The sequence below is a fragment of the Akkermansia muciniphila genome (assembly GCF_030848305.1).
GTDB classification, from domain to species: domain Bacteria; phylum Verrucomicrobiota; class Verrucomicrobiia; order Verrucomicrobiales; family Akkermansiaceae; genus Akkermansia; species Akkermansia muciniphila_A.
On record NZ_CP114598.1, the window covers coordinates 1,820,211 to 1,834,247 of the forward strand.

The 14,037-nt window shown below is 53.2% G+C and carries 5 protein-coding genes and 1 tRNA gene; 2 read left to right on the plus strand and 4 right to left on the minus strand.

Annotated features, from left to right (window positions below; genetic code table 11):
- Nucleotides 1–6 precede the first annotated feature (6 nt).
- The 4 genes from O4G22_RS07940 to O4G22_RS07955 all read right to left on the minus strand — a co-directional run bounded on the left by O4G22_RS07940 (nucleotide 7) and on the right by O4G22_RS07955 (nucleotide 12,560).
- Nucleotides 7–2,931 (minus strand): type I restriction endonuclease subunit R, encoded by a 2,925-nt coding sequence (locus O4G22_RS07940; protein ID WP_306701470.1) that lies wholly within the window; start codon nucleotides 2,929–2,931, stop codon nucleotides 7–9.
- Nucleotides 2,932–2,982: 51 nt separating this feature from the next.
- Nucleotides 2,983–4,590 carry a restriction endonuclease subunit S gene (locus O4G22_RS07945; protein WP_306701471.1) on the minus strand — a complete coding sequence of 536 codons (1,608 nt, stop codon included), beginning with the start codon at nucleotides 4,588–4,590 and terminating at the stop codon, nucleotides 2,983–2,985.
- Nucleotides 4,591–4,881: 291 nt separating this feature from the next.
- Nucleotides 4,882–11,232 (minus strand): alpha-2-macroglobulin family protein, encoded by a 6,351-nt coding sequence (locus O4G22_RS07950; protein WP_306701472.1) that lies wholly within the window; start codon nucleotides 11,230–11,232, stop codon nucleotides 4,882–4,884.
- A 140-nt stretch (nucleotides 11,233–11,372) separates the two neighbouring features.
- Nucleotides 11,373–12,560: an iron-containing alcohol dehydrogenase gene (locus O4G22_RS07955; RefSeq protein WP_290488110.1), complete on the minus strand. Its 1,188-nt coding sequence runs from the start codon at nucleotides 12,558–12,560 to the stop codon at nucleotides 11,373–11,375.
- Nucleotides 12,561–13,045: 485 nt separating this feature from the next.
- Here O4G22_RS07955 and O4G22_RS07960 point away from each other — a divergent pair.
- Both O4G22_RS07960 and O4G22_RS07965 read left to right on the plus strand, forming a co-directional pair.
- Nucleotides 13,046–13,120 (plus strand) — tRNA-Arg (locus tag O4G22_RS07960).
- A 359-nt stretch (nucleotides 13,121–13,479) separates the two neighbouring features.
- A complete protein-coding gene (locus O4G22_RS07965; protein WP_345784518.1) occupies nucleotides 13,480–14,007 on the plus strand; it encodes a methylated-DNA--[protein]-cysteine S-methyltransferase in 528 nt (175 codons plus the stop codon).
- Nucleotides 14,008–14,037: the final 30 nt, after the last annotated feature.

Consider the following 14,037-nt stretch of genomic DNA (forward strand, 5'->3'; position numbering starts at 1 on the left):
GTGATATTAATAATATTGCTCGATGTAGTTATAAGCCTTATCAAAGACCTCTTTATCCTTGATTTTGTACTTAATCCAAACAACGCTTCGGAGGGCTTTCTTGACTTCCTGTTTGCCGGTAGTGGTGTTCTGCCATCCATCGAAACGCACAAGCTTAACGATACTGTCGATATCAGCAACGATGCGCTCAACAATGACGGGAGTGTTGCAGTTTTTCAAACCGTTAAAAAGTTCTGTCAACGCAGCGATGCCTTTATCAACTTCTTGTTCCGGCACAACTTCTTTTTCGGCCTGTGCCGCTTCTTTAGCTAGTTCCAACAGAAGTTTCAAGAATTCGATGCTGGTCAGCAGGCCCTGTTCGTGCTTTTCGCGTAGAGTTTCCAGTTTTTCGCCGAGCTTGATGAATTTCTGGTCTTTGGAGTGCTTCATGATTTTGGCGACAAGATTGATTTCGACCTTTTTGGTGGTCTTCTTCAAATCTTTCTGATTTTCCAAGAAATCATCGATCAGGTCAGCGTCCATTGCGAGAATTTCCATATCCTCATCAGCTTCGCCGACGGTCAGATTCTGATGGACAAGCTCAATTGTTTTTGCACCCAGAGAGGCCCAGATCAAACCACCACGGCCATCTGTCGGTTTCACGGACTCGTAAACACGGGACAGCCACTGGTAGTCGGTTTTATAAGCGTTCAGGAAACCGTCAGGAGACAGAGCGTCCCACGCACGGTTCAGTACACGGTAGTCGGCAGCAAATGCGTCTTTTTCCTTATTTGTAGGTAAGCATTCCTGCGCCGCCATGAGACCTTCCCAGCCTTCGACTGTTCTGTCAACACCCATGAAATAACTCAGACACTTTTTGAGGAGTGCAGGAAGCTGCTTTTTGATTTTTTCGATGTTAGTGATGATTTTACGCATGCTGTTTTCGTCGAAATCCAGAGCACGTGCAACATCATCGAAGATGCCGATGTAGTCAACGATAAGACCATGCGTTTTGCCTTGGTCGTAAGTACGGTTGGTACGGCAGATTGCCTGCAGAAGGGTATGGTCCTTCATAGGTTTATCCAGATACATCGCCTGAAGAATCGGTGCGTCAAAACCGGTCAGCAGTTTAGCGGTAACAATAACGAGCTTCAGCGGGCTGGCAGGGTCACGGAAGATGTCCAGCACCTTGCCTTCTGCATCACGGTCACGGCGATATTTCTTATAACGGTCTTCTTTATCGTTATTGGTATCCATGACGATGGTACTGGCTTCTTCGCCAAGCAGTTCATCAAGGACAGCCTTATACATCAGGCAGCATTCACGGTCATAAACAACGACCTGACCTTTGTAGCCATTAGGCTCAATTTTTTCCTTAAAGTGTTTAGCGATGTGTTCACACACTTTGCGGATTCTGGCAGGATTGTACATGATTGCTTTCATGTTCACTCTGCGAGAAAGCTCGTTCTTCTCATCCTTGCTGAGCCCAGCCTCGTCGGTCATGGTTTCAAATTCACGATCCAGTTTTTCCTTATCCACATGGAGCTCTACCGGAACAGGCTCAAAGTGAAGAGGAAGGGTGGCTCCGTCACGGATGGAATTGGAGAAAGAGTAACGGCTCATATAACCGGTGCGGTCTTCTTCAGCGCCAAAGGTAGCAAAGGTGTTCTTGTCGATGCGGTTGATAGGAGTACCGGTCAGACCGAAGAAGAATGCGTTTGGCAGAGCAATTCTCATTTTTTCACCCAGATCGCCTTCCTGCGTTCTGTGGGCCTCGTCGACCATGACGATAATATTGTCACGAGGGTTAAGCTCACCACTAACTTCACCAAACTTGAAAATAGTGGTGATGAGGATTTTGCGCATGTCCCCACGGAAGAAAGAAAGGAGCTCTTCTTTGGTGGCAGCACTGGTCAGGTTCGGAATATCCGAGGCGTTAAAGGTAGCAGTAATCTGCGTTTCCAGATCAATGCGGTCGTCAACAATAACAACGGTCGGATTTTTGAGTTCTGGGATCATTCTCAGTTTCTGCGCTGCAAAGACCATCAGCAGGGATTTACCGGAACCTTGGAAATGCCAGATGAGACCTTTCTTCGGGTAACCGGCGATAACACGACTCACAATCATGTTAGCGCCTTCAAACTGCTGGTAACGGCAGATGATTTTATATTTGCGATATTTTTTGTCAGTAGCGAACATCGTGAAGAACTGGAAAATGTCCATGACGTTCTCAGGCGTAATCATATCCTCAACACTGATTTTTACATCTGCGAGGCCGCCTTCCACCTTATGCGTTACAGTGTGCCACGGTCCCCACATGTTAATAGGCATATTGATGGAGCCATAGCGATAGCATTTACCTTCGGTAGCAAAGTTGAAGATGTTGGTTACGAACATTGCGGGGATGCTCTTTTCATAGGCAGAAATGTCACCAGCCGCATCCAGCCAAGTAATAGCGCTACGAACTGGAGTTTTCAATTCGCCGATAGCAATCGGAAAACCATTGATTAGAAGAACAATGTCCAGACGTTTGCCGTCTTCGGCCTGCGGGTATACCCACTGATTGGTCACAACATATTCATTGAGAGCAAGATCTTCTTTGCGCATAGTTCCGAAGAAGCGGATCGGAACCATACGTCCATCCTTGCCAAAAGGGTAGGAGTTTTCTTCGAAAATCATCTTTTTGAAGACTTCGTTCTGAGTGACAAGGTTGTGCGGCTGAACAGACAAGATGACGGTTCTGAGCTTGTAAATAATTTCATCAGCACGGGAAGGGTCTTCTGCGATTTCAGGATTAAGGCGAATGAGCGCCTCTTTTACCATCGGTTCGACGAGTACATCCGAATGCATACGAGGGAGTTCCTCGGCAGGAATGTATTTCCAGCCATTTCCTTGAAGGGTGGAAAGTATCATCTGTTCAATGGTGTTATCTTCATTAAAAATAGTAGCCATATATATTCCTCCATATCTATAGTATCAAAGCAACGGTCCTAAATATTGGACTTAATAGAGTTTTGATTGGATTTCTGCTTGCACTCCACGCCAGCCTTCTTCGGCTGCGGCGATGGTTTCCTTATAAAGGTTCAGGCCGGTGTTATATTCCTGAACAAGTGCTTCCTGCACTTCGAGAGGAAGAACAGGGACTTCCAACTCGCTCATGTCCTTGAAATTGATATTCACGACACCGGTTCCACGCTGTAGACTTTTCAGCATCTTCGTTCCTACGGGAGATTCAAGGAAAAGTTTTAAATAGGTGCCGTTCAGCACATCTTTCGGACGAATTACGTTGATGTTTGCAGATGGTATGCAGATAGAAGACTGTTCTTCAAATACTGCGATTTTAACGGTAGTGCCTCTGGCTGTCACCAAAACATCTCCGGTCTGCAAAATATATCGGGAGACTTTTCGCTCTTCATCAACGATGTAGTCAAGGCCAGAATAGTCAATGCCTGTATCGTTAATGTTTGAAATGTTGATGACTCCGATATTTCCTCCTTCGGTCTTGGTATTCAAAGCTTTACCTCTGAAAACGGTGGCCACATCTTTAAGATGGAGCTTTTTCACAGGAGAAGCGGAAAAGGCTTTGATGGCATCCTCTTCCTCGAAAAACGCCATATCGATGTTCCAGCCACTGAGCTCAGCAAACTCATCACTAAAGAGAAGCTGTTCGTTTGCTACAACGAGTTTCTGACAGGAAGAAGTTCTCCTGATAGGCTTGTCTGGCTCATATTGTTTCAAAACCACATCGTCAGTCGTGCCAGGTGAGAAAACGAAGAGGTACGTTCTTATTGCGGTATATGGTGTGAACAGTCCGGCAGGTAAGGAGCTGATTTCCTTGATTTTATAGTTGCTTTCGATATAACTTCTAAGTGATGCAGTGCTTCCACTACCAAAGGTGATCTTGGCCGGTAAGACGATTACAAGCTCGCCATCCATATTTATATGGTAGAGCAGGTTTTGAACCGCAATCAGGTCGGGTTCACGGCTGATGAAATCTTCATCGTTTACCAGCATGCGTCCACCGAAAACCGGAATAGCAACAATAAGGTCAAAACGTTCGGAAGTGAAACCGTAACTGTATATGTCAGCCATCTGAACCTTTACGTTGCTGAATACTGCGTAAACTGAAGATAGCAACTCGTATTTCAATTCCTGCTTGCAGGTCAAGGTGAACTTGATAGCCGGATGGCTCTCGATGATATCCAGAAGACCGGGTCCGTACTTCTCACATTCAGGAATGAGAACGCTTTCAATCTTGTCTGTGATATATTCTGCAAATTTCTCCACCAGTACTTCCGGTGCTGCAAGCTCACGACCTTCGCTGGATGCATTTAAATAGGAAAGAATAGCGTACCCATCAATGAAAGATAGAATGTTGTACAGTTTGTAAAACATGTCGGCGTCTCCGGGGAAACGAGGCATTGAAGAAGTTACTTCCTGCATTGTGCGATACACTGTGTCGGTATCTGTCTCAGAAATTGTCAGAACTTTCTTGGTTCTTGTAACTCTGCACAGGGTATCGAGTAGGGCTTGTTGGCCGCTGAATCCGTAACTTCTTAAAATATCAATGGCGTTAAAAATGTCTTTATTATACGATATACGATTGCTCATACGGATACCTTTTTTAGGTCGTGGGAGTAAATTGCTACATATAATTTGGTATGTCAATACTAAATTATATGTAGATGTGTTTTTATCAGTGTTGATGCATTTAGGTACACGACATCGTTATTCCGTCACGCTTTGCTATAACACGTTTTCGTTGAGGGAACTGACTGAGAGAGAAAAGAAGTGTGAGGGAAGGCAGACAAGCACTCTTCCCCTGACCGGTCTGGTTCCGGAGGCCCCCGGCGGCATATCCGCCAGGGGCCATCGTGGAATGACGGATATTTCCAGAAGGTCTTATGGCATGGAAATGCCGATTTTGTGTTCCCGGCTGTTGCCGCGGAGTTCCGGGGCGTACATGGCCTCAATGACGGCCGGAAGGGCGCTGAAGCGTCCCGGACGTTCCGCGCGCAGGCGGTGGCTGATCTGGTATTGGCCCATGGGCAGGGAGGAAAGGAAGAGGCGTATTTCTTCATCCCCTATTTCCCTGTAGCCGAAGACGGTTCCCAGCCGGGCGTAGCCGCTGGCGGTTTCCCGGGATTCGCAGCCTGCGGGCTTGGGGGCCCGGAGCATGAGGTATTCCACGTCGTTCTTCGTTTTCACGGTCATCACCACTTCAATGGTGTCGCCGCTGGCAATGACGTCTCCGTCTTTCAACAGCGTGCGCCGTGTCAGGTCTCTGCCCTGGGAGACGAGCTCCCCTGCATCCGTCTGGGTGTCCTTCACGGAACCGTCTTTCACCGTTTCCTTCCGGATGCGGTAGTAGGAGCGTTCCACGGTGACGGCATTCCCCGCGGCGGGAATGGGATCTTCCTGGGAGAAGTAGCTGAGGGTGGAATGGGCATAAATGTTCCCTCTGCCCTTTTTCCTGCGGATGGTGATGACATGGCTGCCGTCCGTCAGGTCTTTTCCACTCATGCGGAAGGCGTTGTCAAAGGTGAACAGGGTTTCTTTCGTGCTGGAAACCGTTTTAACCGGAACGCCGTCGTACAGGATTTCCGCTTCCATGTCCTCCATGCCTTCCCTGGTCTGGAGAAGGTAGGCAGACAAGGCTTCCAGACAATCCGCCGTATCTTTGGTGGAGTCCCAGTAGGAACCGTTGGCGCGGTTGTCGAGCAGCCATTTTGCCAGGCGCGCCGTGACGGGATTGCCGGGGTCGCTCTTGGCCATCAGTTTCAGGTAGGCCGCCTGCGTGGCCGCGCCGCTGCCGTACCACCGCCACCAGTAGCCTTCATTGGGAAGGCGCAGCCAGGCGGTTTGCAGGGAGTCGTCCTGCTGGAGGAACTGGGAGATGATGGGCATTACCTTCTTGAAGTCGTCCATGCGGTGGGCGTCCAGCAGGATTTCCGCCAGTTGAATCTGGCTGATGACGGGAAGTTCCAGCCTGTCGCGGAACAGGTAGCGTTCCATGGGCAGGTTTTTAACGCCGCATTCCGCCAGGACGGAGTAGATCAGGGTATCCGTCGCGGAGGCCGTCAGGCGGTAATCCCCCAGCTTGCGGATGGCTTCCTTCTTTTCAGGGCCGTCCGGCAGTTGTTCCAGTTTCCGGTATTCGTCTCCTTTTTCAAGAAGAGCTGTCTGGCGTTCCTGATAGTTTCTCAGCCAGCGGACGGCTTTGGAAAGCATCCCCTCCGGGACATTGACCGTGTTTGAAGCAATCTTCAGGCCGTGCGCCACATGGGCCGTCATGACGGGGTCTCCCTCGCTGGCTCCTCCGAACCATCCCCAGGAACCGTTGGAGAGCTGTTTCTCCCGGAGGGAGGAGATTCCCCTGGCGGCCATCTTCTTCAGCGCGGCTTCATCATAAACGGGGTTGCGTTCCAGCTTCTTCATGACGCTGTCATGGAAGGCCTTGTCCCTGATGTCCCGGGGATTCAGATTGCGATGGCTTGTCAGCGCTGCTCCGGGATTCAGGCCGAGCTGCTTGAGCGTGTCCATGACGACGAGAGCGGGCAGGAAACGGTTGAGCGTCTGTTCCACGCAGCCGTAGGGGTATTCCGCCAGATAAGGCAGCGCTTCCACCATGCTGAGGGCGATGCTGGGGGAGACCTTGACGACCAGTTCGCTTTCCTCCCTGCGCCGCTGCTGCGGCAGGGAAATGGAGAGCGTCTTTTCCTGTTCTCCGGAGAGCACTGCGGCGCTTTCCGCATGGAGCTGCTTCATGCCGTGCACCAGTACGGGAAAGTTCATCTGCATGGCGTCTCCGGTAGAGCCTGCCGCCGCTTCCATGGCGACGGCGGCGGTTCCCTCCCTGACGGCGGAGGTCCACCAGTTGACGACCGTCTGCCCCTGGGCGGGAACGTCCACTTCCCGCGCGGCTGAATTGTCTGAATCTGCGGAAAGCCCCTTCACGGCCGGAGCGTCAGCCGGGAGAAGTTCCAGACAGCTGTTTTTCAGGGAAATGGAAACGCGGGCGCGGATGTTTTTGTCCGTCCGGTTGCGGATCAGGGCGCTGAGCATCACGACATCTTTTTCCACAAAGAAGCGTGGGGCTTGCATGCTGACCATGAAGTCCTTTGTGGTCAGGAATTCCGCGGAAGCCTGCCCCACCTGCAATCCGGGGGTGATGACCCAGGCTGAGGCTTTCCAGGTAGTCAGATTGTCCGGCATTTCCACAGGGACGGCAACGTTTCCTTCTTCATCCGTTTTGAGCGTGCCGCACCACTTGATGCAGTCCGCAAAATGGGTGCGCAGTTGAATATGCGGGGAACCGTTTTCCTGTACGTCCGCATTTCCCTGTTCGGCTGCATGGGAATCACTTTTTGCGCCTTTCTTGTCCGCGGCCATAGCCATGACAGGAGCGGCGGCGGGGGCTACCGCTCCTGTAGCCAATACGCGGCCTGCGGCGGCATCAACGCCGGAATCGAGTTCTGCTTCCGCAAAGCCGTTGACGGTTCCTTTGGCCTTTCTCTCCATAGGGCCGTAATTTCTGTAGAGCAGGGATTGGAAATAGGGCTGGTCCGGACCTCGGTCCTGCTGCGTTCCGGAAGCCGTCATTTTTTTCAGGCTGAGGAAGCCGGTTTCGTTCAGGCTGCCCCATACGGTTTTGGCGATTTCCGTAATATTGGGGCGTGCGATGTATTCCAGAGCCTTGTCATAAATGGCCAGGGTGACGACGCCGTTTCTGACGGGGGTGCCGTCCGGCCCCTTGACCTGAATGCTGACGTTGCCTTGTTCACCGGGCCGGTATTGGGATTTGCCCGGCGTGACGGCAGGTTCCAGAATCTGCCCGGCGGGCGGAATCAGCAGTTCGGCGGAAGCCGTATGAAGTTCTCCGTTTCTGACAGTAAAGGCGTTGACGCCCATATTGGGCATGTCTTCCCGGGTCAGGCGGCATTCCACAAGGGCTGTCTGCCGGTCCAGGGGAACCAGGCTGCGGGATTCGTTTTTCCAGGAGTTTCGCAGGAAGATCCAGACGCGGGCGTCCGGATAATCAGAGGTGACGAGCAGCCTGGCCGTATCTCCCGGAGCGTATTCCTTTTTGTCCGGAGTGATGGAAAGGGGATTGATTTTAAAAGGATTCTGTTTGCCCTTGCCGTAGGAAAGGAACTGGAAGGTCTCTTCTACCCTGTTGCCGTGCCCGTCCTCCAGGGTTGTGGAAAGGGCATACAGGCCGGATTCCCCGGTCTGGAAGGACAGGGAGGCTTCCCCATCTTTTCCGGTGGCGATGTTCCAGGTTTCCAGAGTTTCCCGTTTGCCGTCCGCACGGATATGCCGCAGGACGCAGGTTCCTCTGGCATGGGCAATTTTGGCGCCATCCGCCGTGGCCGCGGTAATGGATGCCTGAACCGGCGTTCCGGCGGGGGCATAGCCGCGATTCAGGGTGGTGAAGATATTGAACGGACGGAACGTGGCAATGACCTGTCCGGAAGCGGCAACTTCCCGCAGGGAGGCGTCCGTCACGCTGACGGAAACGCGGTAGGTGATGTTGCTGGAGGGGAAATCCCGGGCATCCTGCGCCGTGGATAATTCTACGGATGTTTTTCCGTCTTTGTTCAGCGGAACCGTCTTTTCCAGGACGGTCAGAGGCGCATCCGGGAAAAAGGGAATGCTGTACGGGCTGAAATACCTGTCGTACAGCCAGCTCCATTTCCAGTAAGGCGTCCAGACATCCGCTCCCAGCGTCCGGGTAATCGTGATGGTTGCCTTTCCCCCGCTTACGGGGCCGCCCGCGTAATAATCCGCCTGAATGGCGACGGGAATGGGCTGACCCAGCCGGACTGGTTTGGCGGGAGCGTCCATTCTGACGGAAAATTCCGGCTTTTTATACTCTTCCATCCGGAAAAGGGGGGCATACAGCCGGAAATCCGGGTCTGCGGAGTCATGCAGTTTCAGCTTGGCTCCGTACTGGCCCAGCGGAGCTTCCGCGGGAATAAGCAGTTCCAGTTCAAAGCTGCCTGTGGAATCCGTCGTAACGGTTTTTGGCGGGAAAATGCTTTCATCCCCTGTTGGGGAGGCAATGGTCAGCGTCAGTTTTTTCCCTGCGCAGTCTTTTGTTCCGGGATTCGCGATGTCCGGGCGGAAGAGGACGCCTTTGAAACGGGCCGTCTGTCCGGGGCGGTACACGGGCTGGCTTTCCAGGAAAAAGCAGGAATAGGAGTCGGAGGCCTTGTTGGCCGTATCCATGAGGTAATTGCCGGATTCCCAGCCGTAGTCAGATATTCCCGCCAGCACATAACTTTCCCCCTTGGAAGCGATGCCCAGGAACATGTTGTAAGAAGAGGCGCTGGAATCGCGGGGAGGTATTGTTTCCACCATGGTTCCGTCCTTGTCCGTGATCCCCTTTACCTGGCGTTTTTGGAGCGTTTTATCCTGCCGGTAGCGGAGGAACCGCAGGCTGCCTCCTTCCACGGGCATTCCCGTTCCGGCGTCCGCCAGGAACCAGAGATTGCCTTCCGGAACGGAACGGCGTACCAGCACCATGTCCGACAGAGTGAGAAAGCGATGGAACCGGTAGCCATTTTCCAGGGTGACGGTAAGCAGATACCAGCCGGGCTTGCGGGTGGGAACGGGAATATGGGCGATATGGTTCAGGTGCCGGTCCCCGGGAGTCAGGGCTATTTCCTCCCCCTTGATTTCCTCCCCCAGATAGCGGGCACAGGATGAGTCATGCAGCAGGTTGGAGAGCAGGTTTCCCAGATTGGAATACCCGTTTCTGTAAGCTTTTTCCAGCGTTTTGGAGGTCTGGATCTTGTCCATGCGCTCCTCCTGCCACCGCTTCATATCTACGGGGCGGACCGCTACGCAAGCCCGGGAGGCGTTGCGGTAGGAGAAGGAGACGGTCACCGGTTCTCCTGCCAGCAGCGTTCTTTTATCCGTATCAAATGTCCCGTTGGGTTCCGTGATGGAGGCGATGCGTTTCTTCAGGTTGCCCGCCACGTTCAGAAATTCCTTCCTGTCTTTCTTGTCCCAGGACTGCGCGTTCCAGTTCTGAAGGGCTTTTCCTAATAACTGCGCGGCGGCGGGCCTCTGGTTGCGGGCCAGGAACTCGTCCGCTGCCAGATGGGCGGCGTTGACGTAATCATCCGGCTCCGGAGTTATCCGGACGGCGGAAGCAATCCGGATGAAATCATAATCCGGGGGAAGGGTGGCGAGCAGGAATTTACCGTTGCCCGTCCGGTCGGTTTTAACGACGGTCTGGTTCGTTTTTAATTCAGCCGGGTTGACGCCCGCCACCATTCCCGCGTTGCCGGGACCGTACACGAATTCCTGATCCGGCGCCGTATTGGCATAAGAGAACAATCGGCGGCACCAGGATGCGGTGAAATAATTGACCTGGTTGGCTAGTTCCGGATTCGCCTGAATGGCGGCGTCCAGCAGCCAGCGCATGCGTTCTCCGTCGTTTTTAGCCGTCTCCCAGGAGGAAGAGGCATGATAAAAGACGACTTCCGGCTTCCCCGTTTTGGCATTGACCTCGACGGGCACGGTGGCGACGTTCCGGAACGGGGAGGCTTCCTCCCTGGCGACGTACCCCGGCAGTTCCTCCAGGCTGGTGAGGTTTCCCAGGGCGGCGTAAGCTTGGAAGGGGGAAGGGGAACTGTAGCGGCTGCCTTTCACCAGCAACGCCTGCGCCGTGATGAAGCGCAGTTGCCCCAGAAGTTTCATGTTGTTGTCCTTTTCCGCCAGCCGCATGGCCTTGACAAGGCACCGCAGGGCTTCCACTCGGTCCCTTGCTTCTCCGGAATATTCCCCATCCCATGGTCCGGCGCCGCGGATATAGGCGCCGTCCACCAGTTTGAACGTATGGCAGGCGTTCTGGTACAGGAGCGCGGCGTCCATCAGGAAATGGGGGTTGCTTCCGTGACGCTTCATCTGTTCCTGCAAAATGGAATTCAGATTGATGGAATCATCCAGGACATTGAGACGGGTAAGAGCCTGGCAGTAAAGAAGCAGATCTGTCCCGCTGTATTGGTCGTCATATTCATGGAGTTGTTTCAGGGCCTGTTCCGCCGCTTTTTTGAACAGCCTTTTACCCAGAAGCTTTTCAATGTTTTCAACAGCTTGCTTCCTTTGCTGCGGGGAAACAGGGGAACTTTTAACTTCCGCAGGGGCATGTTGTTGCGGAGGGGTGGAGGCGTCCGCCGGAGACGGCATTCCTGAGGCCAGCAATCCTGCCGCCAGAAAAAGAGCGGAAAAGAATCTGTTCATTCCGCCAGACTACTTCCAAGTAAAATCGTTGGCAAGTTGCAAGTAGGCTGCGGGAAAAGGGAGAGTGTCTTAATGCTGTTAACAACACCGGGAGCGCTGGAAGGCCGGGAACTTCATGAATGGACGTTTTACCCCTTTCGTCATGCGTGTTGCAGATTACTGCAACCCAGTTTGTAGATGGCCTGGATGTCCCGGACATCCAGCTTTTCCAGGCTTCCGACGGAGCCGCGCACACTGATGGCCTGTTCCGCCATCAGGGGGAAATCCCCGGGAAGGATGTCCAGCTCCTCCATAGTCGTCGGAAGCCCTAATTCCCGGTAAAAACGTTCCAGACGGGAAATGCCTTCCCGGATGATGGCCTCCGGTTCCCGGAAAGAACCTTCCACACCCATCACATTCACGGCGAATTGCACGAATATTTCCTGGTGTTTGGGGGAAACATACTTCATCCACGCCGGGGTGACGACGGCCAGGCCTGCGCCGTGGTCCACATGGTACAGTGCGCTCAATTCGTGTTCCATGGCGTGGCAGCCCCAGTCCTGTTCGCGGCCTACGCCCAACAGGTTGTTGTGGGCGATGTTGCCGGAAAACGCAATCTCCGCCCAGGCGTTGTAATCATTCAGGTCCCCGTTCAGGATGCGGGCGTTTTTCATGATGGTGCGCAGGGTGGCTTCACAAAGGCTGTCGGAAAGGTCCGTATGCAGGGTTCTGGTGAAATAGCGCTCAAAAATGTGGCTCATCATGTCGCTGACGCCGTTGGCCATCTGGCGGCGCGGGAGCGTGAAGAACAATTCCGGATTGATAATGCTGAATACGGGGCGCAGTTTGGGGGATCCGTACCCCAGTTTTCTTCTGGTCTCTTCATTGGTGATGACCGTATTCGGGCTGCTCTCGCTGCCTGCGGCGGGAATGGTCAGCACGGTGGCGACGGGCAGAGGGTCGGACTGAGGCTGTTTTTTGGAAAGGTATAGTTCCCATACGTCCCCTTCGTAGGGCACGCCCAGTGCAATCGCTTTGGCAGAGTCAATCACGCTGCCTCCTCCCACGGCCAGCACGAGGCCCAGACCGTGTTCCCGGCAGAGGCGGATGCCCTCATACACCAGGGGGAGCGTGGGGTTCGCCTGAACGCCTCCCAATTCTTCATACTCCACGCCGGCGGCTTTCAGGGACGCCGTGACAGCATCGTAAAGACCGGAACGTTTGATGCTGCCGCTACCGTAATGGAGCAGGATTTTTTTGCCTAACGGCTTGAGAAGGGTTCCCGTTTCATGGTGGGTGCCTTTTCCGAAAATAAGAGTGGTTTTGTTATCGTAAACGAAGTTGAGCATGGCGGGAATGATACGGCAACGCTACGGTCCTTCCGCTCCCTGCTCAAGATTTTTGTATGGCCTGTTCCCTTTCCAGGGGGCCGTTCTGGAGGATATGCTCCCATGCAGGGTTCCGGTTCGCCTCTGTTTTCCCGGAATTGGCTCATCTGGACGGAGCTTTCTGGGAACTGTTTTCTTTCCGTTGTTTTTGGCGATAATATTCAGCAGGAATGATTCTCTGCGGGAGTGGAGGCGCCTTCCGGCCCCAAGGGGGCAGCGGAAGACGGTTATTTCATTATTCTGGGCCGCTTCCGGCAGGCAATCAGAACAATGACCGTATCCGTCCAGGGAAGAGCGGGGAACGGAAGGAGAACAGGAAGTTGTGAAAATCCGGGAAAATCGTTCTGGTGAACACTGTTCAAAATCACGATGCATGGCATACTCATTCTGCTTTTTGCTTGAGCGCGGAGGACTTCCCGTTTATTGTCGCGCACGGGCCATGTACGGTCCCCGTAGTTCAATGGATAGAACGGGTCTCTCCTAAAGACTAGATGCAGGTTCGATTCCTGCCGGGGACGCCACCCAATATTATTCAGAGCCTTGCATCAGCATTAAAAACGCAAGGATTTTGCCTCTCTTGTGCGAGGTATCGTCATGGTTGATTGAATGGGGAATGGTTCAAGGGGAGAGCAGGTATCCGGATTATCGGCGCCCGTTCGGGGTAGGACGTGATAACCTGGAATTCATGTCTGATTGGAAACAAAAAGCAAATGCGGAAGAATGATTGCAGACAGCAAGAAAATGTGCTAAAGGCTGCCGGAGAAGAGCCTTTGGGACGGAACATGATGCTTTGAGGCATGAACCGGGCAGCATGGAGCAATGCTTTCCAGCCGTACAAGGGATGGATGAAAGAGCATTATGCAATGACAAGGACAAGAAGATGGAGGCAATCAACATCATCCGTTATCTGTCGCCCGTTGGAGAAATGATGATTGGCTCCCATGGCGGCAAGCTTTGCATTTGCGACTGGGCGAAGGAAAAACGCCGCAGCACGATAGACCGCCGCATTTGTCGGCGTCTCAACGCTGAATATGAAGAAGGGACTTCCGAGGTTATTGAACAGGCGGTAAGCCAGCTCCGTGAATATTTCCAGGGGGAACGCAGAGCTTTTGATATACCCATTGTATTTACGGGATCGGAATTTCAAAATTCAGTCTGGGGGGAATTGATGAACATCCCTTACGGTTCCACCATTTCCTATGCAGAGCTGGCGCGCCGCATTCATCATCCGAGGGCTGTCCGGGCTGTAGCGTCCGCTAACGCCACCAATCCCATCTCCATTTTCGTGCCCTGTCACCGCGTCATCGGCAGCAATCAGAAACTGACAGGTTACGGCGGGGGGCTTGATGCCAAACGGGAATTGCTTGCCCTGGAGGGGCGGGTAAGCGGCAGAATGCTGGTCTTGTGACCCGGTGATGTGCGGGGCAGGCAAGGACGT

What these genes read in the sequence shown, in the direction of transcription:
- O4G22_RS07945 (WP_306701471.1), bottom strand. Translation starts at nt 4,590, where the DNA reads ATGAGCAATCGTATATCGTATAATAAAGACATTTTTAACGCCATTGAT.
- O4G22_RS07950 (WP_306701472.1), bottom strand. Translation starts at nt 11,232, where the DNA reads ATGAACAGATTCTTTTCCGCTCTTTTTCTGGCGGCAGGATTGCTGGCC.
- O4G22_RS07940 (WP_306701470.1), bottom strand. Translation starts at nt 2,931, where the DNA reads ATGGCTACTATTTTTAATGAAGATAACACCATTGAACAGATGATACTT.
- O4G22_RS07955 (WP_290488110.1), bottom strand. Translation starts at nt 12,560, where the DNA reads ATGCTCAACTTCGTTTACGATAACAAAACCACTCTTATTTTCGGAAAA.
- O4G22_RS07965 (WP_345784518.1), top strand. Translation starts at nt 13,480, where the DNA reads ATGGAGGCAATCAACATCATCCGTTATCTGTCGCCCGTTGGAGAAATG.